The following is a 23,142-nucleotide window of genomic DNA, read 5'->3' as shown; positions in this document are numbered from 1 at the left end:
GATGGGCGCGTGAGCGCCGTTCCCCCTCCGACGCCCGTCGACGCCCGTGGCGTCGACGGCCCCGCCCCAGCCGAGCATCGCGACCCAGGCGACCGCCGCTCCCTGGTGCTCGCCCTCACCGGATTGGGCGCATCGGTCCTGATCGCCGTGCTCTCCGTCCTCCCGGCGCCTTTCGCCATCGGCGGCCCCGGTCCTACGTTCGACACGCTCTCCGAGGTCGACGGCGTGCCGTTGGTCGCGATTCAGGGGACGGACACCTTCCCCGCATCCGGCGAGCTCCGGCTCACCACCGTGTCCGTGGCCAGGGGCAGCTCATCCGCCTTCACGCTGGGCCGTGTGCTGCGTGGGTGGGCAGAGGACGCGACGTATGTCGTGCCCGAGGAGGAGGTGTTCGGCACCCCCGATCAGGAGGAGGTCTTCGAGGAGAGGTCCGCGCAGGCGTGGATCACCTCGCAGGAATCCGCCTCCGTCGCGGCGCTCGAGGCCCTCGACCGGCCGGTGCCGGCCGAACTGGAGATCGCCGAGGTCATCGAGACTTCGAACGCGAACGGGGTGCTCGAGCTGGGCGACGTCATCGTGTCGCTGAACGGGGTGAACGTGCCGACCTTCTCTGCGCTGTCGGACGAGCTCGCGAAGACCGCCCCCGGCGACGAGGTGACCGTGGGGTACGAGCGCGGCGGCGAGAGGTCCGAGGCCTCATTCGCGACTCTCGACGACGGCAGCGGCGGCGCGTTGATGGGACTCGGCATCGACCCCCAGTTCGATCTCCCCATCGACGTCACCGTCCAGATCGACTCCGTGGGAGGGCCCAGCGCGGGCCTGATGTTCTCGCTCGCCATCATGGACATGCTGACCGAGGCCGACGAGCTGGACGGCTCGCGCGTCGCTGGGACGGGAACCATCAACGCGTCCGGTGACGTGGGCCCCATCGGCGGGATCACGATGAAGATGCACGGCGCCGTTCAGTCGGGGGCGGAGCACTTCCTCGCGCCGGTCGAGAATTGCGGCGAGGTCGTCGGGAACGTCCCCGACGGTCTCGACGTCTATTCAGTGGATACCCTCGACGATGCCTATAGCGCCGTGGTCGGCATTGGAAGCGGCGACACCGAAGGGCTGCAGTCTTGCGGCTGACACTGAACTACCCTTGAGTTGACTCAACTGCGAAGAAGGAATCACCTGTGACGTTCGACGACGACCGCCGTCCTACCCCGCCTCGCTCCGTGCAGGCCCCACGCCGACGCTCCCCGCTGTTCATCACCGGGGTGGTCATCGGCGCGCTGGTGGTGGTCACGGTGATCACTGCGCAGATCTGGACCGAGATCGCATGGTTCCGCCAGTTGGGCTTCACCGAGGTGCTGGCCACGCAGTGGATCACGCGAGCGGTGCTGTTCTTCGGGTTCGGGCTGATCGCGGCCCTGGCGGTCTGGCTCACCCTGTGGGTCGCGCGCCGCGTGCGACCCGCCGTGACTGGCAAGCGCACCACGCTCGACCAGTACCGCGAGCAGATCCAGCCGCTCGAGAAGATCGTCATGGTGGCGCTGCCCGCCTTCGTCGGACTGATCGCGGGCCTCGCGATGTCCGCTCGTTGGGTGGACTTCCTCGCGTGGCTGAACCACGAGCAGTTCGGGGTCGCGGACCCCGAGTTCGGCCTGGACGCGTCGTTCTACGTGTTCACGCTGCCGGTGCTGCAGACGCTGGTGGGCTTCGTGCTCACGATCGCGATCCTGAGCACGATCCTCGCCGCGTTCGTCCACCTGCTGTACGGGGGCATCGGTGGCGGTCGTGGGTTCGTCGCGGCGGGCGGCGCCAGGATCCAGCTCGCGATCTCGGGACTCATCGTCATGCTCGGCATCGCCGCCAACTACTGGCTGGACCGTTTCGCGCTGCTGAACTCGGAGGCTGATCGCTTCTACGGCGCGTCCTACACGGACATCAACGCGATCCTTCCCGGCCGCACGGTGCTGGTCGGCATCGCGGTGCTGGTCGGCCTGCTGTTCCTGGCCGTCATCTGGCGCGGTGATTGGCGCATCCCCGCCGTCGGCGTGTCCCTGATGGTGCTGTCCGCCCTCGTCATCGGCGGCATCTACCCGGCCGTCGTGGAGCGCTTCCAGGTCGAGCCCAACGCGCAGACGCTGCAGGAGCCCTACATTCAGCGCAACATCGACGCGACCACGTACGCGTACGGGCTCGACGACATCGAGACCATGCAGTATCAGGCCGCCACGGAGGCGGGAGCGGAGGACCTCAGGGCCGACGCGGAGACCACGACCCAGATCCGTCTGCTCGACCCCAACGTGGTCTCGCCCGCGTTCCAGCAGCTGCAGCAGAACCGCCAGTACTACAACTTCGGCGACCAGCTCGCGGTCGACCGCTACACGATCGACGGCGAGTCCCGCGACACCGTGATCGCGGTGCGCGAGCTCGACCTCGACGGCCTGTCCAATGAGAACCGCAGCTGGGTCAACGACCACACGGTGTTCACGCACGGCTTCGGCGTCGTGGCCGCGTACGGCAACCGCACCACCGTGGACGGTCAGCCCGCGTTCTACGAGGGCAACATCCCCTCCAACGGTGGCCTCGGCGACTACGAGCCGCGCATCTACTTCGGGCAGACGCTTCCCGACTACTCGATCGTGGGCGCTCCCGACGGCACGACGCCGTGGGAGCTCGACTACCCGGACGACGCCTCGCCCACCGGCCAGGTGAACACGACGTATGAGGGCGAGGGCGGCCCGAGCGTGGGCGGCTTCCTCGAGAAGATCCTGTACGCGATCAAGTTCGGCGAGGAGCAGATCCTGTTCTCCGACCGCGTCACCAGCGAGTCGCAGATCCTGTACGACCGCGACCCGCTTCAGCGCGTCGCGAAGGTCGCGCCGTACCTTGAGCTCGACCAGACCACCTACCCCGCAGTGGTCGATGAGCGGGTCGTGTGGGTCGTCGACGGCTACACCACGACGGGTTCGTTCCCGTACTCCGCGCCGGTCGAGGCGACCGGCATCTTCGCCGGCTCGGCGAACGCGGCGTTCCCGACCTCTCTCAACTACCTGCGCAACTCGGTCAAGGCGACCGTCGACGCGTACGACGGGTCGGTGACGCTCTACGCGTGGGACGAGGACGACGCCATCCTCAACACTTGGCAGAACATCTTCCCCACCGCGTTCGAGCCCATGTCCGAGATCAGCGGCGACCTGATGAGCCACCTGCGCTACCCCGAGGACCTGTTCTCGATCCAGCGCCACCAGCTCCAGCGCTACCACGTGACCGACGCCTCGGCGTTCTACTCGGGCCAGGACATCTGGTCCACGCCGCCGGACCCGACGCAGGCGGGCGCGGGCATGCAGCCCCCGTACTACCTGTCGCTGCAGATGCCGGGCCAGGACGAGCCCTCGTTCTCGCTCACCAGCAACTTCATTCCCGGCGGTAACACCGACCGCAACATCCTCACGGGGTATCTGGCGGCGGATTCCGAGACCGGTTCCACTCCGGGCGAGGTCGCCGAGGGCTATGGCCAGCTGCGGCTGCTCGAGCTGCCGCGTGACACCACGATCCCCGGACCGGGTCAGGTGCAGAACAACTTCAACTCGAACTCCGACGCGCAGGAGACGCTGAACCTGCTCCGCCAGGGTGAGACCGACGTGGTCAACGGCAACCTCTTGACGCTGCCGGTGGGCGGCGGCCTGCTGTACGTCCAGCCGGTGTACGTCCAGTCCAGCGAGGGCACGCGAGTGCCGCTGCTGCGCCGCGTATTCGTCGCGTTCGGCGACGAGGTGGGCTTCGCGCCGACCTTGCAGGAGGCCCTCGACCAGGTGTTCGGCGAGGGGGCCGCGGACGGCGCGGTCGAGGACCCACGTCCCCCGACAGAGGACGGCGAGGCGGTGGCGCCCGGCGAGGCCGGGGACGCTCCCGTCGAGGGCGACGACCCTGCACAGGGAGACGAGCCGTCCGAGGGCGAGGACACGCCCGTCGACCCCGGCACCCAGACGGACCTCGATGCAGCCCAGGCCGACCTGCGCGACGCCCTCGAGCGTGCGCAGCAGGCGATCGACGATGGCCAGGCCGCGCTGCAGGACGGGGACTTCACCGCCTACGGAGCCTCGCAGGACGCGCTCGCCGCGGCGCTGCAGGATGCTCTCGACGCGGACCAGCGGATCGCCTCGATCCAGGGCGGCGGTCAGCCCGACTCGGCCGCGAGCCCCGAGCCCACGACCGAGCCGACGAACTAGCAGTCGAGCGTGGGATCGGCGGGCCGCTGAAGCGGCGGCCCGCCGATCCCGGTCGCCCTCGCCGCGATTTGGTGGTGCGGGGACCGTCGGGTAGAGTCAGTGATTACCGACGCGGGGTGGAGCAGTTCGGTNCGCCTCCCCCCCGATCCCGGTCGCCCTCGCCGCGATTTGGTGGTGCGGGGACCGTCGGGTAGAGTCAGTGATTACCGACGCGGGGTGGAGCAGTTCGGTAGCTCGCCGGGCTCATAACCCGGAGGTCGCAGGTTCAAATCCTGTCCCCGCTACTACAGCGAACAAAAGCCCGGACCATGAGGTCCGGGCTTTTGTGCGTTCCGGGCCTTCTCGTGCTCCGCGCGTGGGTGAACTTCACGTGTCCGTGACGGTCGCGACCGTCGACACGCCGCACCGGAGCCCTAGGCTGTGGCGGTGATCGCAATGCGCCGCGTGGGGCTCCTCGGCGCCACCGGCATCGGTGCGGGGTCCATGCTGGGGGCAGGCGTGTTCTCCGGCATGTGGGCCGATGTGCTGGCTGCCGGCCAGTGGTACCTGCTGGCGCTGGCGATCGCGGCCGTGGTCGCCACCGCGAACGCGCTGTCCACCGCGCAGCTCGCCGCCCGCCACCCCGTCGCGGGCGGCGCGTACTCGTATGGCCGGTTCGAGCTGGGTGCGTTCGCGGGCCGGCTCGCGGGAGCGTCGTTCGTCGTCGGTAAGACCGCGTCGGTGGGGGTGGGCGCGGTCGTGCTCGGCACGTATGTGGTCCCGGGCCACCCCCAGACCGTCGCCACCGTCGCCATCGCGCTGTGCTGGGCGCTCAACGCGCGCGGCATCACCCGCACCGCCGCGGCCGCCACCGTCATCGCCATCGTCGTCAGCCTCGTGCTGACGGCGCTGATCGTGATCGGCACGGCTGGGCCACGGGAGTTCGGCAGCTTCTCGCCCGCGCCGCTCGAGGCCCACGCGGCCGATGCGGGGGCGGGCCTGGCGGCGGTGCTCGCCGGGGCCTCGGCGGCCTTCTTCGCCTTCGCCGGCTACGCGCGCATCGCGACGCTGGGGGAGGAGGTGCGCACCCCCGAGCGCACCATCCCGCGCGCGATCGGAATCGCGCTGGCGTGGGTGCTGGCGCTCTACGTGGGCCTGGCGTTCGTGCTGCGCCGGGTGCTCGGTTCCGATCGCGGCACGGACCCGGCGGCGCTCGGCGACGCGCCGCTGGCGGCGCTCGCGAGCGCTCTCGGGGTCGACACGACCGTGGTGACGATCGCCGCGGCGCTGGCGGTCGGTGGGGCGATGCTGGCAGTCATGGCGGGGGCGGGGCGCACGGCCATGGCGATGGCGAGGCAGGGGGACCTGCCTGGCTCCCTCGCTCATCAGGGCCGGACGGGGGCGCCCGCGCGGGCGGAGGCGGCGATCGCAGTCGGGGCGGTCGCGATGGTGTGGGCGCCATCGGTCGACCTGCTGCTCGTGTCGGTGGCGACGATCCTCACGTACTACGCGGTGGCGAACGTCGCGGCGGCCGCCCAGCGCAGGGCGGGCCGCACCGCGTCGCTGCGCGTCCCCGTCGCGGTCTCCGTCGTCGGACTGATCGGTTCGCTCCTGCTGGGCGGCGTGGCACTCATGGGCGCCTCAGACTCGGCGTGGCCCGCGATCGCGCTGCTGGGAGTGGTCGTCGGGTGGCCGGTGGCGGCCACCGCGGCGCACTTCAGATCTCGGCGCTGAACGCTCCGCAGGTCACGCCGCGACCGCCAGCCATCCCCACCATCCGGCGGCGGCGGCGGCGATGCCGGCGCCGAGGGTGGCGACGAGGTACGCGATCACCGCGCGCGGGCGCCGCTCTCGCCACAGCAGGACGGCATCGACCGCGAGGGTCGAGAAGGTGCTGAGACCGCCGGCGACGCCACCGCCGAGCACCAGCAGCCACCCAGGGTGAGCGTCCCCCTCGATGACGGCCGCCGCGACCGCGCCCATCAGCACCGACCCGAGGAGATTCGACACGATGGTGGGCCACGGGAACACCCCGTGCCGGTCGAGCCGGCTGACGAGGTAGCGAAGCGTGGCGCCGACCCCGCAGCCGACGATCGCGGCCACGAAGAGTGCGGGCGTCACGGTGCGCTCTCGGACCGGCGCTCCTGCGCCAACGCAAGCCTGACCCCGAGTCCCCAGCCCGCCGCCGCGGTCGCCACGGAGGCGACGAGCGTGGCGGCGAGCAGGGAGACGGCGGGTACCGCGCCGGCGGTGGACAGCCACGGCAGTGCCGCGATGGCGGAGAAGGTGGTGAACGCGCCGAGGGCTCCGGTGCCGAGCATCGGTGCCCACCAGCGCGCGCCGTGAACCATCACCCACGCCGCGAGGACGCCCATCGCGAATGCACCGGAGACGTTGATCGCGATGACGTCCAGGGGTATCCCGGTGCTGGTCGCGGGCACGACCGCGTCAATGCCCAGTCTCAGCGCACCGCCCAGGCAGCCCCCGGCGAACACCGCGAGCGGCGCGGCCCACTCCTTCATCGACGCGCGAGCCACTCGTCCGCGGTGGTGAGCTCCTCGCGCAGCGCCTTGACGACGGCGGTGGCGACGGCCTTCTCGATCATGGGCCCCACGAGGGGGATCCTCACCGAGACGGAGCCATCGGCGGTGAAACGCGTCGTGTCGCCGTCGGGATCCAGTCGCAGCGACCCTGCGGCGTGTCCTGGCGTGCCGACGATCTCCACCGCGAACGTGCCGGTGCGGGCGTCGGCGGTGGCCGGGTCCCAGACCTCGGTGTAGCGCACGTTCAGCTCGGAGCCGACGAAGGACCGAAACTCGGACGGGATCGACGAGGCCGGCACTGACTGCCGGACCGACACCGAGAAACCCGTCGCGGGAGTGCCGTCGACGATGGCATCGGCATGTGCGGCGCCGGCGGAGTCGCCGCGGGCGCGCGCGAACGACTCGTCCGCGAACAGCGCCGACACGTCATCGGGAGAAGCGGCGAAGTCGTGGGTGTGCAAGATGTCCATGGTGATCCTTACGAGGTGTCATCAGCGTATCGCGCCGCCAGTTGCCTAGGGTGGACCCGTGGCAGCACTTCGAGAGACAGCAGAGCGATTCGGCCCGTTGACAGATGCGGAGGCGGACAGGCTCGCCCTGCTCACGAGCGACTGGCAGATCATCGCCGACCTGTCGTTCGCGGATCTGGTGATGTGGCGGCAGGTGCCGGACGGATTCGTCGCGATCGCACAGTGCCGGCCCTCGACGGGCCCCACGGTGCACCAGGACGACGTGGTGGGCACCAAGGCGGCACCGGGCCGGGTGGCTCACCTTCGGCGCGCGATCGACGAGGGCGGCATCATCGCCTCACGCGAGCCCCGCTGGGACGAGACGTATGCGGTGCGGGAGGATGCGCTCCCGGTCGTCATGAATGGCAGCCCCATCGCGGTCCTCACGCGTGAGGTGTCGCAGGCGGTGTCGCGCTCCTCGAGCCGGCTCGAGCTCAACTACAAGGGTGCGGCCGACGACCTGCTGCACATGATCACCCGCGGAGAGTTCCCGGTCCAGACCTCGGTGACGGGACCCAGACGCGGTGCGCCGCGCGTGGGTGACGGCGTGCTGCGACTCGATGCGGCAGGGCACGTGACCTACGCGAGCCCGAACGCGCTGTCGTGCTTTCACCGGCTGGGAGTGACGGGCTCGCTCATGAACCGCTCGCTGCCGCGCGTGACGAGCGAGGTGGTGCTGGACAAGGGTCACATCGACGAGACGCTGGCGATGGTCGTGATGGGACGCGCCGCCTGGCGCACGGATCTCGAGGCCAACGGCGCGTGCCTGTCGCTGAGGGCCATCCCCGTGACGGAGCAGGGCGAGCGCACCGGAGCCGTGCTGCTGTGCCGGGACGTGAGCGAACTGCGCCGGCGCGAGCGCGAACTGATCACCAAGGACGCGACCATCCGCGAGATCCACCACCGGGTGAAGAACAACCTGCAGACCGTCGCGGCCCTGCTGCGGCTGCAGTCACGCCGGGTGGCGGCGCCGGAGGCGAAGGAGGCGCTCGCGGAGGCGATGCGCCGCGTGTCGACGATCGCGCTGGTCCACGAGACGCTGTCCGGCACGCTCGACGAGCTCGTCAACTTCGACGACCTCGCTCAGCGGTCGATGCGCATGGCGGCGGACGTCGCCTCCCCCGGGGTTCAGGTGAAGATCGTCCGAGACGGGGACTTCGGGCTGGTGCCGGCCCAGTTCGCGTCGTCCCTCGCGTTGGTGATCACGGAACTGGTGACGAACGCGGTCGAGCACGGCTTCGAGGGGCGCGAGATCGGCACCATCACGGTGATGGCCTCGCGAGAGCAGGACCGACTGCACGTGTCCATCGAGGACAACGGCGTGGGCCTGGCGGGGGAGCCCTCCGGGCTCGGGTCCCAGATCGTCCGCACCTTGATCGAGAACGAGCTGTCGGGGTCGATCACGTGGAGGAGGCTCGACGGCGGCTCAGTGGTCGAACTCGACGCCCTGGTGGGCGACGATCGCTGAGCCGCGCGCCGGCACTCGTCGCTGCTAGCGGGGCGCGGTCCGCCCCGGCATCGTCGCTACTTGGCTGCGCGGCGCGCGCGGGCGGCGCGGCGCTTGAGGGAGCGACGCTCGTCCTCGGACAGCCCGCCCCAGACACCGGAGTCCTGGTTGTGCTCCATCGCCCACTGCAGGCACGCCTCGCGCACCTCGCAGGTGTTGCACACAGCCTTGGCCTTCTCGATCTGCACTAGGGCAGGGCCGGTGTTGCCCACCGGGAAGAAGAGCTCGGGGTCGTCGACATCGAGGCATGCTGCGTTGTTACGCCAATCCATGGTTCCTCCTGGGTCTGGAGGCACAGCAAAGCCCACAAAGATGGTGTGGGGATGCCGCTGCCATCGCGGAATTCACTGCACCAAGGTTCTCATTGTTAACAACAGATGACAAGGGGTTGGTGGTGTGTCATCTGACACAGCCGTCCGACGGCTACCGTGTCGTCCATGAGCACAACGACTGGGATGGGGTCGCTGTTGCGCCGCCTCGCGGGGTTCTTGGTGGGGTTGGAGGCGGCGGCGCTCGTGGCCGCAGGGGTCTGGTTCGGCTACAGCTCCCTCACGCGCGACGACGCGGGCGCGATGTCGATGGGACTCGCGATCCTGTCCACCCTGGGGGGTCTCGCACTCGGCTGGGCGAGCCGTGCCCTGTGGCGCGGATCGACCTGGCCACGCGGGCTCACGCTGACGTGGCAGGTGCTCCAATGCGCGGTGGGCGTGACCGTGCTCGAGTGGTCCACCCTCGCGGGAGCCGCCGCCGTCGTGGTCGCGATCGCCGCCGGCGCGCTGCTCGTCGTCGATGCGCGGCGCGACATCGCGGCGGCCGGAACCGGCTCGGGCGACGCGCAGCCGGGGGCGGGTCCCGGCCACTCGTCACGCTGACGCCTGGCGCCCGGACGGCAGCTGCACCGCTGCGGCGACGCCGCCACGCACCAGGACCACGCGGCCCGCAACGGGGACCGGATCGGCAACTCCGCGCCAGCCATGCGGGCACAGCTGGCGCACCGCGCGCGGGCTCGGCTCGACGAGCACCACGTCGGTTGCGCCGTGGGGAACGAGCGCGGGCAGTTCGACCACGCTGGCGTGCGCTGCGCCGCACCGTTCCAGCACCGCGTCACGCGCCGGCCCGGGGGGCCCCACCACGGTGACTGCGCCGCTCGGCACGAGGACGGGCTCGGCGCCGTCCCCACCGACCCCGAGCATGCCGTCGGGGACGGCGATCTCCTCACCCGTGGGGAGCGGCTCTGCCAGCGCCACCGATGCGGTGGGGCCGCTCGAGGCGAGCTGACCGATCTGCCACTCGCCGTGGAGGCGCACGTGCGCGCGGCCGGCCACGGGTGCGGCCGCGTGCTCGCTGAGCGAGCGGGGCACGCCCCACTGAGACGCGGAGCCCGCGTCGACCCCGGTGCTCACCGCCAGCACGGCCGCTGTCGAGGCGAGGCGTGCCGGGACGGCCGGGCTCCCCGCCGCCGCCGTCGGCAGCCGCAGCGACGCGCGTCGCGTGAGGTCCTCGAGGGCATGACCGTCATCGACCGTGCCGAGGCGGGCCAGGGCGGCCTCCAGGTCGTCGATGAGCAGCAGCACGTCGGGTCGCTCGGAGGCGAGCGCCAGCGTGCGAGACGCGAGACGGGGATCGGCCGGCAGCCACACGGGTGCGAGGCCGGACTGGCGGGCATGCGCGGCGAACGCCCTCAGTGCGGCGGTGCGTCCCGAACGGGGAGGGCCGATGACGAAGGCGGGCCCCTCGCGTGGGTCCCAGTCGGCCGGACCCTGCTGGCGCTGCGCGGGCCGGTCGATCAGCGCGACCGGGATCCCCTCGCCCACGCCGACGGGCGGCTCCCATCGGACTGGCAGCGGGTCGGTCCACAGCGGCCGGGCGCGGCCGTGATCGCGCCATCGCGCGGCCGCCACCTGCGCGAGCGGGGCTCCAGGAGGCACCGGCTCGCCGGCCCGCGTCACGCCCGGCGAGCGGTCGGCGCTGGGCGCCGCCAGCTGCAGCTCGGTGTGATGCGTGCCGCGAGCGAGGATCGCGCGGCCGGGCACCGCTGCGGGGATGCGCGCGGCCTGCGCGGTGCCGAGCAGGTCTCGCGACTCCGCCTCCGAGGCGACTCGCAGCGCGATCGTGGCGGACACGTTCGCCCTCACCTCTGGCGTCACCGCGCCGGCCGGCCGCTGGGTGGCGAGCACGAGATGGAGGCCGAGAGAGCGACCTTGAGCCGCGAGCCGGGCCAGGTCGGGCAGGAACGACGGGTGACTCGACACGATCTCCTGGTACTCGTCGATCACCACCACCAGCCGGGGCGGCGCGTCGCCGTGGCGCTCCCATTCGGACAGCGACGCCAGCCCCCGCTGGTGCAGCGCAGTCTTGCGCGCGGCGAGCTCGTGCGACAGCCCCGCCAGCGCTCTGCGGGCGAGAGCGCCGTCGAGGTCCGTGAGCGTCGCCGCGACGTGGGGCAGGCCCATGCAGGCTCGCAGGCCCGCCCCGCCCTTGAAGTCGATGAGCGCAAGGGTGACGGCGCGGGGCGAGTGGTCGCGGGCCAGAGCGCTCACGATCAGCTCGAGTGCGACCGACTTGCCCGAGCCCGTAGTGCCCGCGACCAGGACGTGCGGCCCATCTGCGTCGAGGTCGAGGACCACCGGCCCGTCGTGAGCGGCGCCGATCGTGATGCGCAGCCGGCGCGGCTCGGATGCGGTCGTCCCTTGCGCCTGAGCGGGACCACCGAGGTCTCCCCACCGCTGAGAGCGGGGAAGCGCGGCCTCGGTGCGCGCCGACGCCCTCCGGCGCGCGGCGAGATCCGCGGCGGCTTCCGAGACGAGCAGCGGCCGGAGCGTGCGCGGGCCGCGCCCGTGGTCCTCGACCCGGCGGTCCTCCCCGACGTCGACGCGCACCGCGCACCACGACGGCCATGAGCCCCCGGGGGCGACCGCCACCACGCGATCGTCCTCCCGAGCGGGGTCGAGCCAGCGCATCCACGGCTCGTCCCACTCGTCACCCGCTGGCCGCCGCCCCCGCTCGATCGCCACCGCGCGCACGTACCCGCGGATCGCGGTGGTCGCGCCGCGCACGGCGACGGCACCCGGTTCCGGAGGCGTCGATTGCTCCTGGGCGCGGCCACGGCTCGTCACGAGTGGCACCAGCCACGGCGCCGCGGCGGGCAGGACGCCCACGAGGGCCAGCTGCCACCGGCCCGTCATCGCGGCGAGGGTCGCTCCCGACGCCAGGCCGCCCGCGAGCGCTCCCCACCTCCGTGACCCGGCGGCGGCGGGAGCCTGCGGCGAGGCGCTCGCGGTGGCCGGCGCGGCCGCGGGATCCACGAGAACGATGCGCGAGCGTCCCACGACGAACCCCTGTCCGGGCCGCAGCCGGTGCCGTCGCGGGGTCGCCGTGCCGTTGGCCGATCCCACGTCGCGCACGCGCACGGGATGGCGGCCGGTCACGAGCGCGTGGGCGCCGCTCACGGCGGGGTCGTCGAGGCGCAGGTCCGCCGCTTCGCCCCGCCCCACGAGCACCGGTCGGTCCAATGCGATCGCGTGGCCCGCATCGGGTCCCTCGACCACGCGCAGGTGCGGGCCGGGCAGCGGCATGCACGGCGGCGCCGGGTGGGCCGTCAGCCGGGCGCCGTGGACGAGTGGAGGCACGCCCGCCGGGTGGTCGGGATCGAGCTCGACGGCGCCGCACCAGGCGCGGTCGAGCCCCGCGGCGGCGATCACCTCCGCGGCGCTCGTCCCCGCCCTGACGTCCAGATCCACCTCACCGGGTGCCGTGATGAGCATGGCGCCAGCGTGCCCGGCTCCGGCCGCGCTGCCCGGCGAGAGCGATCGGAGCTGTGGAAAACGTCCGTCACCCCGGGAGGGCAGGACGGCGAGGCGCGGTCAGGGTGCGGGAGCGGCCGGCACTGGCTCGACCTCGCCCGACTCCGTGACGAGGCCCGCGTACCAGCGATAGGTGCGCTCGATGTAGGTGCGGGGGATCCGCTGCAGCGAGTATCCGGAATGGGTGACGCGGGAGTCGACGACGACCTCGGGGGCGGTCGTCCACGGCACGTCGTCCACCTGCCGGGTGAGGACCAGCGGGGGCGTTCCCCACGCCGCGGCCATCTCGGCGAGCGCCTCGGCGCCCGGCGGGGACAGGGCGAGCACCACCGGGGCATCGCACGTCACGCGCAGGGACCCGTAGTGCGAACTCGTGCCGACGAGGACGATGGGCCGGCCGGGCTCGATCGCGCACAGCTGATCGAGCTGGGCGCGCGCGCCGATCATCTCCCGGGAGGTCACGTTGACGGCGCTCGACAGGGGGTACTCGTCGCCGGGCACGATCGACACCCAGGTGGTGAGGGGAAGGGCGACCATCAGCGCTGCGGCCCCGCGACGCCAGCGAGCGCGTGCGGCGGGCGTGCGCGCGAGCTCGGTGAGCGCCCACGCCCCCAACGCGGCCGCGAGCACGAATCCGGGAAGGGTGGCGGGCTCGAACCGGCGGATCGCCCATAGCTGGTCGGGAACGATCGACGGGCGCCACAGGTACACGAGCGTGGGCGCCATGACCGCGCCCAGGAACACCGCCCACCCTCCGTCGCGGCGCACCATCCGGTACGTCGCAATGGCCAGCCCGAGGAATGCGAGCACGATGAGCGGCCAGGTCAGGTAGTACGACAGCCAGGTCACGGTCGACTCGGCGTAGGTGCGCGTGGGCTCGATCGGAAGTCCCTGGGACGACTGGAAGCCCTCGACCACCCCGTTGGTGAACTGATCCCTGGCGGCCTCGGTCCCGCGGTGGACCGTGGTCCACAGCGGTCTCGACGCGAGGACGACCATTCCCGCTGCCACGAGGCCGCCCGCGACGAGAGCGCCCCGCCGCCCCACCGCATCGGCCGCACTCGACAGCCACCGGTCCGCGCGCACCCGCCGCGACCACAGCAGCGCCCACGCGGTCCCCAGGAGGGCGACGCCGCCGTAGGCGGCGAGCAGCGCGTAGGCCTCGTCCGCCAGGCGTTCCAGGTACTCGGCGCTCCAGCGCTCGAGCGCGACGTAGCCCAGCGCCAGCACCGTCGCCTGCAGGCCCGTGAAGACCAGCGCCGCCCGGCGGCCCCACTCCCGGTCCGCATCGGCCAGCGCCAGAGCGACGCCGACCCCGGCGAGCGCGCCGACCGCCGAGGCCGCGCCGTCGATCCGGATGAACGTCGTGGCGCCGGAGGCGATCGCCCCGGCCGCCAGCAGGGGGATCGACCGCTGCTCGACGCCGCGCCACGCCCACAGGATGCCCGTGACGATCAGCAGCAGCGTGAGCGGCTCGGTGTAGGCGGGACGGGACAGCCCGATGTGAGCGACCGTGAGGGCGAGCGCCGCCGCGGGGGCGAGCGCGGCGAGAGGTCCGAGGAACCGCCGGGCGACCGCGAACACGGCCAGCAGGCCGAGCGCGCCCACCACGACGTTCGCCGCGAGCACCCCGGTGTCGCCGGCGATCCACCCCCCGATGGCGATGGTGGCCGGCAGCATCTTCGCGCCCTGCGGCTGGATGACGTCGCCCGCCAGGTTCCAGGCCTCGTTCGCGTCCGGCACGGCCGATGCGTGGGCGGCGGCGGCCTCGACGGCACCGGCGGCGGGGATGTCGGTGTGGGGGTGGTCGACCAGCCACAGCCCGGACAGGCTCAGGAAGCCCGGGTCGCGGACCACGATGACGTACTCCGCGGCGAGCGCGATGTTGACGGCTCCCCAGACCAGGGCGCCGCCGACCGCGATGCCCCCGGCTCGCGCATCGGCCGCCGTCCTCGCCGACCGGGGCGCGAGCGGGCGCCATGCGAGTGCGACGAGGACCGCCGCGGCGGGCAGCACCGTCCACCAGTGGTGGACGCCGAGGGACACCGCCCCGCCCGCCGCGAGGGCGAGCGCGACTCCGACCAGCACGAGTCGTTCGGGAGCGGACGCGAGCACGCGCAGCACGGGGGAAAGCACGGGCGCCGGCGCGGCGCCCTGAGTGGTGGCGGTCACGAGGCACCAGGCTAGTCGCGGGTCGGAACGCCTGTGCCCGAAGGCGTCGACGACGTGGGTTCTCCGGCGTTGCAAACGCCTCGCGCGCGGGTAGTGTTGCCCCATGACGCGAATAGTCTTGGTCGAAGATGACCCGACCATTTCAGAACCCTTGACCCGTGCTTTGAGCAGAGAAGGCTACGACGTCGCCTGGCACGGCAACGGAATGGGAGGGGTCGGGGCCGCCGACGATGCGGACCTGGTCATCCTCGATCTCGGTCTTCCCGACATCGACGGTGTGGACGTCGCCCGCAGGATCCGGGACAAGGGACTGCAGGTGCCCATCCTCATGCTCACCGCGCGCGCCGACGAGGTGGACCTGGTGGTCGGGCTCGATGCGGGCGCGGACGACTACGTCACGAAGCCCTTCCGCCTGGCGGAGCTGCTCGCGCGCGTGCGCGCGCTCCTGCGCCGCCGCCTCACGGCCGACGACGCGCAGGACCTCGCGGTCCGCGGAGTGCGCGTGGACGTCGGTGGCCATCGCGCCTTCCTCGACGACCGCGAGCTTCAGCTGAGCGGCAAGGAGTTCGATCTGCTCCACCTGCTGGTCGCCAACGCCGGCTCGGTGGTGTCCCGCGACACGCTGATGCGCGAGGTGTGGGAGGCCGATCCCGGCGCTCCCTCCAAGACCCTCGACATGCACGTCTCGTGGCTGCGCCGCAAGCTCGGCGATGACGCGTCGGACCCCTCGTACATCACCACCGTGCGTGGGATGGGCTTCCGGTTCGAGAACGACGAGTAGGCGACCCTCATGCGGCGCCGCGTGCTGCAGGCCACCCTGTCGGCTCTCGCCGTTGCGGTGATCCTGCTCGGCATCCCGCTGGGATTCTTCTCCGCGCAGCTCGTGCGAGACGACGCCCTGCGTGACCTGGAGCTGAGGACCGTCACGGCGGCGCGCGCGCTCGACGTGCGGCTGCGGGCGGGCGAGACCATCACGGAGGACAACCTGTCCTCGTACGTCTCCAGTGCGCCCGGCGCGGGCTCCTACATCTACGTGCAGCTCCCCGAGGGAACCGAGCTGACATCGGGCGAGGAGCCGCCGTCCGCGTTCGCCGAGTCGTACGTCACCGAGTCCGGGATCGTCGTCGTCATGTCCGTGGACTGGTGGGACGTCTTCTGGCAGGCCGCTCGGTACGTGGGGCTCGTGCTGGTGCTCGGCGTGATCGCCGTGACGGCCGGCATGTCCATCGCGATCTGGCTCGCGAACCGGCTGGTGGCGCCGCTGCTGTACCTGGCTGCGAGCGCCGAGCAGCTCGGATCCGGTCAGGTGCGCCCACGGCTCGAGCGCACCGGCGTGGAAGAGATCGACCAGGTCGCGGAGGAGCTGTCGCGCAGCGCGGACCGGATGGCGGCGCGGCTGGCCGTCGAGCGTCAGTTCGCCTCCGACGCGTCGCATCAGCTGCGCACCCCGCTCACGGCGCTGACCATGCGGCTCGAGGAGATCGCGGCGACCACCTCCCAGGAAGATGTGCGCGAGGAGGCCGAGAAGTCGCTCGAGCAGGTCGAGCGGCTCGTCGGCGTGGTGGACGACCTGCTGGGGCGCTCTCGCCGCGCCCTCGGCTCAGGGACCGAGCTCGTGGTGCTGCAGGACGTGCTCGACCAGCAGCGAGAGGAATGGGCCCAGCCGTTCCGTTCCGCGGGGCGACACCTCGACATCCGCGACTCGGATGCCACCGTGTTCGCGACGCCTGGGGGGCTCGCGCAGGTGCTGGCCACCCTGATCGAGAACTCGCTGCATCACGGCGATGGCACCACGAGCGTCGCGGTGCGCGCCTCGGGCGCCAGCCACGCCATCGTGATCGAGGTGCGGGACGAGGGCGAGGGTGTTCCCGAGGACCTCGCGCCGCGCATCTTCGAGCGCGAGGTCACCAGCGGTCGCGGCACGGGCCTGGGTCTGGCGCTGGCGCGCGACCTGGTGACCGCCGACGGCGGTCGGCTCGAGCTCGCTCAGCGCGTGCCGGCGGCATTCGCGGTGTTCCTGCAGGGCGTGCCGCAGATGGTGGACCTGGACACCGTGGTGCCCCACGCGCTCGCCGTCAAGACGCGTCGGCACCGCTAGCGGGCGGCTCGTCGGGTGCGCTCGGCACGGGAGCCGCGGCGTGGAACACGAACAGGGAGTAACCCGCGTAACGCGTGACCGTCGCGAGGCCGATGCCGATCACCGAGGCGACGTTGTCCGCCCACAGTGACGTATAGCCCAGTCCGTGGTGGCTCGTCGCCACCACCGCCGCCTCGAGCACCAGCGCGACGCCGTTGACGGCCAGGAACAAGGTGATCTCACGGGAGGCGCCATGGCGCCTCCCGCCCCGGAACGTCCAGCCGCGGTGCGCCCACCATGCGAAGGCGATGGAGATCACCGTCGCGATCACTTTCGCGGTGACCACGCGGTCCTCATCTCCCGCCACCTCGGCGTCGGGAGAGAGCGGTCCGAGCCTCAGGAGATTGAAGGCTCCCAGGTTCACCACGACGCCGGTCGCGCCCACGGCAGCGAAACGGGCGAGCTGGCTGCCGCGCTCTCGCACCCACGTCATGGCTCTCACGAAGGGGAGCCTAGTCGCCGGTAGGTTGGCCCCATGAACTCACCCATCGTCGCCGTCGTCGGCGGGGGACAGCTCGCGCGGATGATGGCTCCCGCCGCGACAGCCCTCGGCATCACCCTCAGAGTCCTGGTCGAATCGGAGCAGGCCTCAGCGGCCGACGCCGCGCACGAGACGGTGGTCGGGCTGCCTACCGACCCCGACGCAGTGCGGCGGCTGCTGGCGGCCCCGCACCCGGACGTGGTCACCTGGGAGCACGAGCACATCCCGGCGGACGTGTTCGAGCAGTGCGCGGCCGCCGGTGTGCCCGCCAGGCCGGGGGCGGAGGCGCTGCGCTACGCGCAGGACAAGATCGAGATGCGCACGCGCATGGACGAGCTCGCGATGCCCAACCCCGCATGGATGGCGGTCGAGACGGACGCCGAGGTCGAGGCGTTCCTCGCCGACCACGGGGGAGAGGCGGTGCTCAAGACGGCCCGCGGGGGCTACGACGGCAAGGGCGTCCGGGTGATTCGCGCCGCTGAGGATGCGCACGACTGGCTCGTCTCCGCCGCCTCTGGCGGCCCGCGCCTGCTGATCGAGGCGAAGGTCGCGTTCCGTCGCGAGCTGGCCGTGCAGGTGGCCCGCCGGCCCAGTGGGGAGTGCGCCGTGTGGCCGGTCGTCGAGTCGATCCAGCGTGACGGGGTCTGCTCCGAGGTCACCGCGCCCGCACCGGACCTCGCCCCCGAGCTCGCCGCGCAGGCGCGGACCCTCGCCGTGTCGATCGCCCAATCGCTCGACGTCACTGGGGTGCTGGCCGTCGAGCTGTTCGAGGTCGAGGGTGCGCTGATCATCAACGAGCTCGCGATGCGCCCCCACAACTCGGGCCACTGGAGCATCGACGGGTCGGCGACCAGCCAGTTCGAGCAGCACCTGAGGGCCGTCCTCGACCTGCCGCTGGGCGACACCGCGGCGCACTCGCCCTGGACGGTGATGGCCAACGTGCTGGGCGGCGAGCGCCATGACCTGGCGGAGGCGCTGGGCGAGGTGGGCGATCCAGGGGCCAAGATCCACCTGTACGCCAAGGGCGTGCGACGGGGACGCAAGGTCGGACACGTCACCGTCACCGGCGGCGACCGGGACGAGACCTACCGCCGGGCCGTCGACGCGGCCGCTATCGTGAGGGACGGAGGTGCGGAATGAGTGAAGACCCCGCCGTCGGGCTCGTGATGGGGTCCGACTCGGATTGGCCGGTCATGAAGGCCGCAGGCGAGGCGCTGCGCGAGTTCGGCATCGCCTACGAGAAGGACGTGGTCTCGGCGCACCGCATGCCCGACGAGATGATCGCCTATGGCCGTACGGCTGAGGAACGCGGCCTGCGTGTCCTCATTGCCGGAGCGGGCGGCGCGGCGCACCTCCCTGGCATGCTCGCATCCGTCACCAACCTGCCGGTGATCGGCGTGCCCGTGCCGCTGGCCCGCCTCGACGGCATGGATTCGCTGCTGAGCATCGTGCAGATGCCGGCAGGCGTGCCGGTGGCGACCGTGTCCATCGGCGGCGCGCGCAACGCGGGCCTGCTCGCGGCGCGGATTCTCGGCTCGGGCGCGGGCGACGAGGCCGCGCGCATCCGTTCGCGGATGGGCGCGTTCAGGGAAGGGCTGCGCCGTGAGGCCCACGCGAAGGGCGAGGCGCTGCGCTCCAGCGAGTGACGGGCGGAGGGGTCGACCGCCGCCACGTCGCCGCACCGCGCGGCGCACCGCGGGCGTGGCCCTGCCGACGTGAGGCTACGGGATCACGCAGCTGTCGAGGATCTCCTGCTGCGTCTCGCGCTTCGGTTCTGCGCTCACGCTGGGTGCAGGCGTCGCACTTGCGGAGGGCGTGGGGGACGGCGTCGCGGACGTCGACGGCTCAGCGGTCGGCTCGTCGGAGGGGGCGGCGTCGGGCTCATCGAGCACGATCGGCATGTCGTTCGCGATGCTCTCCCACATCGCAGCTGCTTCCGCCTCCTTCCACAGCACGTCACCGCTGCCGTCGCCCGCGTACCGCCACGGGACGGTCGTGAAGACCAGGTTCTGCGTGTCGAAGTTGCGCAGCGAGTAGGCCAGGCCGACGATGTTGTTCACGCGCGCCAGCTCCGTGTCCACGGTCAGCGACTCCGCGGCGGACCGCGTGAACTGGGTGAGCTCCGGGACATCGGTCAGCAGATTGGCGCCGAGCACCTTGCGCACGGTGTTGGTCAGCAGATCCTGCTGACGCTCGATCCGCATGAGATCGGTGCCGTCCCCCAGCCCGGATCCCGTGCGGGCGCGTGCGAACGCGAGCGCCTCCTGCCCGTCGAGCACCTGCGGGCCCGCCTCGAGATCGAGATTGGCCTTGGGCGACCGCATGTCGTTCGGGATGCACATCGGGATCCCGCCGAGCGAGTCCACCATCTTCTGGAAGCCGGAGAAGTCGACCATCATGAAGTGGCCGTTGAAATCGACGCCGGTCAGGTCGGTGATGGTGCGCATCACGCACGCCGCACCCTCGCCGCGGTTGCCATTCTGGCCGCCGTTGGCGAGTGCGATGTTGAACTTGCCGGTCCAGCCCGGGACGGTGGTGCCGTCAAACAGTTGGCAGTCGGAGATGCGCACCCGTGAGTCGCGAGGGATGGAGACCACCTCGACGCGCGAGCGGTCGGCGGAGATGTGGACGACCATCGTGGTGTCGCCACGCATGCCGCCCAGTCCTTCGAGGCCGCCGATCTCCGCGTTCTCGTCGTTGCGCTCGTCGGTGCCGATCAGCGCGATGTTGAGCGGCTGGCCGGCAGCGAAGTCGTTCGGGGTGTCGTCGTCGGGCTCCTTCGTCGCATCCGCCTCGCTCACCAGCAGCGACGACACGTCGTGGGTCTCGAAGGCCCCCACCGCGAGCTGCATGTAGGTCACCCCGCCCACCGCGGCGAAGCCGAGGATCGCGGCGGAGGCGGCCGCGAGCGTGCCGAGGACGCGCCGGTGGACGGCGCGGGACGCGTGGCGCGGACGCACGGGCCGGGTCGGTGCCGGCATGGACTCCTCCAGGAGGGGGACGCGTAGTCAGAAACAGGCGGGTGCTGGGCAGGTAACGCCCCGGTCAACGCGTGGGTTCCCGCGGTGTGGCGCACTGCTCAGTGCCCCAGTCACGGGCCGCACGTCGCCAGGATGTCGTCGATGCTATCGGACCCCGTGTCCGGGGTGGAAGCACGAGGCGTCGACGGCGCGTCCTCCGTGTCATCGCCGTCGTCCTGGCCCCACGCGCTCGTGGTGTCGTCCTCGTCGACGACGGACAGCGGCCGGTCCTGGCGGATGTCTTCGAATACCTGCGGGGCGTCGTCCGCCAACAGCACGCCCAGCCGATCCTCGGTGTACTCCCACGGCACCGTGGTGACGGTGAGGTCGTCGGCGGACAGGCCCCGCAGGCTGTAGGCGAGGCGGATCATGAAGTCGAGATCGCCCAGCTCCTCATCGGTGGTCAGCGACTCCGCCCCCGCCCGCAGGAAGCTCGTGAGCTCGCCCGCGTCGGTGAACAGGTTCTTGGCGCGCGCCGCGCGCAGCGTCTGCGTGAGGAGCTCCTGCTGGCGGTTGATGCGCTGAAGATCGGAACCCGACACGTCTCCGACCTCCGAGGTGCGCAGCCGCGCCCACCCGAGCGACTGCTCGCCCGACAGCACCTGCGGTCCCGCCTCGAGGTTGAGATCAGCCTTGGCCGACACGATGTCCTCGGGGATGCACATCGGGATGCCGCCAAGGGCGTCCACCATGCTTGTGAACCCGTGGAAGTCGAGGACGGCCCAATGATCGATGCGGATGCCGGTGAGGTCGTGCACGGCGTTGATCGTGCAGGCGGCCGCCTCGGCCGGGTCCCCCTGCCGTCCGCCGTTGCTGAAGGCCACGTTGAACTTGCCCTCCCGTCCCTGCACCTCGGTGCCGTCGAACAGGGTGCAGGTGGGAATCTCCATTCGGAGGTCGCGGGGGATCGACATGAGGTCGATCCGCTCGCGGTCGCCCGAGACGTGGGCGAGGACCGTCGCGTCGCTGCGCATCCCCTCTACGTCGGCGCCGCCGATCTCGCCGTTGGCGCCCACGCGGGAGTCGGATCCGATGAGCAGGAGGTTGAGCGGCCGCGCCTCGCGCACGTCCGCCGGTGCGTCGGGAGTGGCCGTCACGAGCTGTGTCAGGTCCCGGGGGTCGATCGCGCCCCCGAACTGCGCCGCGAGAGTCTGCGCCCACACCATCGCGAATCCCGCGAGGGCCGCCACTGCGACGGTCGCCGTGCGGACCAGGGAGTGCGATCGGACGCGGCGAGCATGCCGGATGGGTCCCGGTCGTCTCGGCACGTGCCACTCCTCGTCGTCCGCGGCGACCGGCGGGTGCGCTGCCAGGCTCCGGTGATACGGAAAGGTTCTCCGATAGCCTACGTGGCGTGCCTGCGTTGACCCCCCTCGCCCCGCTGCCGGGAGTGTCGGTGGTGATGTCGGTGCGCAACGAAGAGGCCGCGCTGGCCAGTTCCGTCGCAGCGGTGCGGGCGGCCGGGTATGAAGGAGCGCTCGAGGTCATCGTCGCCGTGGGCCCGTCCGACGATGCGACCGCCGAGATCGCGCGCGACCTCGAGACCGCGGGCGACATCACCGTCGTCGACAACCCGACAGGGCTGACTCCCGCGGGCCTCAACGCCGCCATCGCGGCGGCGAGCCATGCCGTGATCGTGCGGATGGATGGGCACGCGCGCATGCCACCCGGATACATCGATATGGCCGTCGAAGCGCTGCGCCGCACGGGCGCGGCGAATGTGGGCGGGCGAATGGTGCCCATCTCGTCGGGCGTCGTGGGCAGGGCGATCGCGGTGGCGATGGCGTCGCGGTGGGGGCTCGGCGGCGCGAGCCACCGCCAGGGCGGCCGGGAGCAGGCCGTCGCATCAGTCTATCTGGGGGCGTTCCGCCGCGAGGCGCTCGAACACGTCGGTGCCTACGACAGCCGGTTCGTCAGAGCCCAGGACTGGGAGCTGAATCACCGGCTCCGGCGCGCGGGGTACGTGGTGTGGTTCGTCCCCGAGATGGCGGTGCCGTACACGCCGCGGGAAGGCTGGTCTCCGCTGCGCCGACAGTTCTTCGCTTCGGGCCAGTGGCGCCGCGAGGTCACGCGCACGCACCCCGAGACCCGGACCGGGCGATACCTCGCCGCGCCGATCATGGTGGTCGTCAACGGCGCTGCGATCGCGGCTGCGGGAGTCGGGCTCCTTGTGGGTTCTCCGGCCCTGGTCTGGCTCGTGGCGGCGCCCGCGGCGTACGTGCTCGGGACGATCGTCGCCAGTGCGTCGCTCGCGCGCAGAGCCGGTGCGCGTCCCGCAGCGGTCCTGCCGCTGGTGCTCATTACCATGCATGTTGCCTGGGGCGTCGGATATCTGTGTGGTGTGCGCTACTCTCGACTTGACGCATAGGGATGACAACGGTGTAATTCCTACATGCAGGAACTCCTGCAGCGGCGAATCGGAGGACGGCCTATGTGGAATATCTACGAAGGCGCAGTGCCCTCGGACGCAGGCAAGCCAGCGCCGACTCTGGCATCGGTCGTGGACATCTTCGACGGGGCCGACGATGACGGCCCCTTGGGATGGCAGGAACGCGCGCTGTGCGCTCAGACCGATCCCGAGGCCTTCTTTCCGGAGAAGGGCGGGTCCACCCGAGAGGCCAAGAAGGTGTGCGCCTCGTGCGACGTGCGCTCCGAGTGCCTCGACTACGCGCTCGAGAACGACGAGCGATTCGGCATCTGGGGCGGACTGTCGGAGCGCGAGCGGCGCAAACTCAAGCGCCGCGCCGTCTAGTCGGCCAGCCTGCGTG

20 protein-coding genes and 1 tRNA gene are annotated in these 23,142 nt (G+C 71.6%); 12 read left to right on the top strand and 9 right to left on the bottom strand.

Features of this window, described 5'->3' with window-relative positions; all coding sequences use genetic code 11:
• Positions 1–9: 9 nt before the first annotated feature.
• The 4 genes from ACNI14_RS01495 to ACNI14_RS01480 all read left to right on the top strand — a co-directional run bounded on the left by ACNI14_RS01495 (position 10) and on the right by ACNI14_RS01480 (position 5,936).
• The gene (locus ACNI14_RS01495; protein WP_420518157.1) at positions 10–1,131 is read left to right on the top strand and encodes a YlbL family protein; all 1,122 of its coding nucleotides are present in this window, start codon (positions 10–12) and stop codon (positions 1,129–1,131) included.
• Between the two features lie 47 nt (positions 1,132–1,178).
• Complete coding sequence (locus tag ACNI14_RS01490; RefSeq protein WP_420518156.1) at positions 1,179–4,223, top strand: UPF0182 family membrane protein; 3,045 nt, start codon at positions 1,179–1,181, stop codon at positions 4,221–4,223.
• A 210-nt stretch (positions 4,224–4,433) separates the two neighbouring features.
• A tRNA-Met gene (locus ACNI14_RS01485) sits at positions 4,434–4,507 on the top strand.
• Between the two features lie 151 nt (positions 4,508–4,658).
• The gene (locus tag ACNI14_RS01480; protein WP_420518423.1) at positions 4,659–5,936 is read left to right on the top strand and encodes an APC family permease; all 1,278 of its coding nucleotides are present in this window, start codon (positions 4,659–4,661) and stop codon (positions 5,934–5,936) included.
• Between the two features lie 12 nt (positions 5,937–5,948).
• On the opposite strand, the gene ACNI14_RS01475 is transcribed toward ACNI14_RS01480, so the two are convergent.
• Genes ACNI14_RS01475 through ACNI14_RS01465 form a run of 3 tightly spaced genes read right to left on the bottom strand, consistent with a single transcriptional unit; the run spans position 5,949 to position 7,215 of the window.
• On the bottom strand, positions 5,949–6,323 hold the full coding sequence (locus ACNI14_RS01475) for a fluoride efflux transporter FluC (RefSeq protein WP_420518155.1): 375 nt from the start codon (positions 6,321–6,323) through the stop codon (positions 5,949–5,951).
• On the bottom strand, positions 6,320–6,724 hold the full coding sequence (locus ACNI14_RS01470; protein ID WP_420518154.1) for a fluoride efflux transporter FluC: 405 nt from the start codon (positions 6,722–6,724) through the stop codon (positions 6,320–6,322). The genes ACNI14_RS01475 and ACNI14_RS01470 overlap by 4 nt, the downstream gene beginning before the upstream one ends.
• Entirely contained in the window at positions 6,721–7,215 is a 495-nt protein-coding gene (locus ACNI14_RS01465; RefSeq protein WP_420518153.1) for a DUF2505 domain-containing protein, read from the bottom strand. The genes ACNI14_RS01470 and ACNI14_RS01465 overlap by 4 nt, the downstream gene beginning before the upstream one ends.
• Before the next feature lie 58 nt (positions 7,216–7,273).
• Here ACNI14_RS01465 and ACNI14_RS01460 point away from each other — a divergent pair, with 58 nt between their 5' ends.
• Positions 7,274–8,722 carry a sensor histidine kinase gene (locus ACNI14_RS01460; RefSeq protein ID WP_420518152.1) on the top strand — a complete coding sequence of 483 codons (1,449 nt, stop codon included), beginning with the start codon at positions 7,274–7,276 and terminating at the stop codon, positions 8,720–8,722.
• A gap of 56 nt (positions 8,723–8,778) precedes the next feature.
• Here ACNI14_RS01460 and ACNI14_RS01455 read toward each other — a convergent pair whose 3' ends face one another.
• Positions 8,779–9,033 carry a WhiB family transcriptional regulator gene (locus ACNI14_RS01455; RefSeq protein WP_420518151.1) on the bottom strand — a complete coding sequence of 85 codons (255 nt, stop codon included), beginning with the start codon at positions 9,031–9,033 and terminating at the stop codon, positions 8,779–8,781.
• Positions 9,034–9,198: 165 nt separating this feature from the next.
• Here ACNI14_RS01455 and ACNI14_RS01450 point away from each other — a divergent pair, with 165 nt between their 5' ends.
• Positions 9,199–9,633 (top strand): hypothetical protein, encoded by a 435-nt coding sequence (locus ACNI14_RS01450; protein WP_420518150.1) that lies wholly within the window; start codon positions 9,199–9,201, stop codon positions 9,631–9,633.
• Here the strand turns inward: ACNI14_RS01450 and ACNI14_RS01445 are convergent.
• Positions 9,625–12,525 carry an FtsK/SpoIIIE domain-containing protein gene (locus ACNI14_RS01445; protein ID WP_420518149.1) on the bottom strand — a complete coding sequence of 967 codons (2,901 nt, stop codon included), beginning with the start codon at positions 12,523–12,525 and terminating at the stop codon, positions 9,625–9,627. The two genes, ACNI14_RS01450 and ACNI14_RS01445, sit on opposite strands and share 9 nt — an antisense overlap.
• 99 nt (positions 12,526–12,624) lie before the next feature.
• Positions 12,625–14,736, bottom strand: coding sequence for a glycosyltransferase family protein (locus ACNI14_RS01440; protein WP_420518148.1), 2,112 nt, complete (start codon positions 14,734–14,736; stop codon positions 12,625–12,627).
• A 103-nt stretch (positions 14,737–14,839) separates the two neighbouring features.
• Here ACNI14_RS01440 and ACNI14_RS01435 point away from each other — a divergent pair, with 103 nt between their 5' ends.
• Together ACNI14_RS01435 and ACNI14_RS01430 are read left to right on the top strand one after the other, a co-directional pair.
• A complete protein-coding gene (locus ACNI14_RS01435; protein WP_420518147.1) occupies positions 14,840–15,517 on the top strand; it encodes a response regulator transcription factor in 678 nt (225 codons plus the stop codon).
• 9 nt (positions 15,518–15,526) lie between these two features.
• Entirely contained in the window at positions 15,527–16,834 is a 1,308-nt protein-coding gene (locus ACNI14_RS01430) for an ATP-binding protein (protein WP_420518146.1), read from the top strand.
• Here the strand turns inward: ACNI14_RS01430 and ACNI14_RS01425 are convergent.
• Positions 16,812–17,306 (bottom strand): GtrA family protein, encoded by a 495-nt coding sequence (locus ACNI14_RS01425; protein WP_420518422.1) that lies wholly within the window; start codon positions 17,304–17,306, stop codon positions 16,812–16,814. The genes ACNI14_RS01430 and ACNI14_RS01425 overlap by 23 nt on opposite strands.
• 42 nt (positions 17,307–17,348) lie before the next feature.
• Between ACNI14_RS01425 and ACNI14_RS01420 the strand changes: the two genes are divergently transcribed.
• Both ACNI14_RS01420 and purE read left to right on the top strand, forming a co-directional pair.
• The gene (locus ACNI14_RS01420) at positions 17,349–18,494 is read left to right on the top strand and encodes a 5-(carboxyamino)imidazole ribonucleotide synthase (protein WP_420518145.1); all 1,146 of its coding nucleotides are present in this window, start codon (positions 17,349–17,351) and stop codon (positions 18,492–18,494) included.
• Positions 18,491–19,000, top strand: a complete 510-nt coding sequence (gene purE / locus ACNI14_RS01415) for a 5-(carboxyamino)imidazole ribonucleotide mutase (protein ID WP_420518144.1) — start codon at positions 18,491–18,493, stop codon at positions 18,998–19,000. Before ACNI14_RS01420 ends, purE begins: the two co-directional genes overlap by 4 nt.
• Before the next feature lie 75 nt (positions 19,001–19,075).
• Here the strand turns inward: purE and ACNI14_RS01410 are convergent, their stop codons facing one another.
• Positions 19,076–20,335 carry an LCP family protein gene (locus ACNI14_RS01410; RefSeq protein ID WP_420518143.1) on the bottom strand — a complete coding sequence of 420 codons (1,260 nt, stop codon included), beginning with the start codon at positions 20,333–20,335 and terminating at the stop codon, positions 19,076–19,078.
• A gap of 110 nt (positions 20,336–20,445) precedes the next feature.
• A complete protein-coding gene (locus ACNI14_RS01405; RefSeq protein WP_420518142.1) occupies positions 20,446–21,642 on the bottom strand; it encodes an LCP family protein in 1,197 nt (398 codons plus the stop codon).
• Positions 21,643–21,728: 86 nt separating this feature from the next.
• Here ACNI14_RS01405 and ACNI14_RS01400 point away from each other — a divergent pair, with 86 nt between their 5' ends.
• A complete protein-coding gene (locus tag ACNI14_RS01400; protein ID WP_420518141.1) occupies positions 21,729–22,742 on the top strand; it encodes a glycosyltransferase in 1,014 nt (337 codons plus the stop codon).
• 63 nt (positions 22,743–22,805) lie between these two features.
• On the top strand, positions 22,806–23,126 hold the full coding sequence (locus ACNI14_RS01395; RefSeq protein ID WP_062131961.1) for a WhiB family transcriptional regulator: 321 nt from the start codon (positions 22,806–22,808) through the stop codon (positions 23,124–23,126).
• The last annotated feature ends 16 nt before the right edge of the window (positions 23,127–23,142 follow it).

This window comes from Demequina pilifera (assembly GCF_048814985.1).
Taxonomy (GTDB): domain Bacteria; phylum Actinomycetota; class Actinomycetes; order Actinomycetales; family Demequinaceae; genus Demequina.
This window is presented reverse-complemented; position numbering and strand designations above follow the sequence as displayed.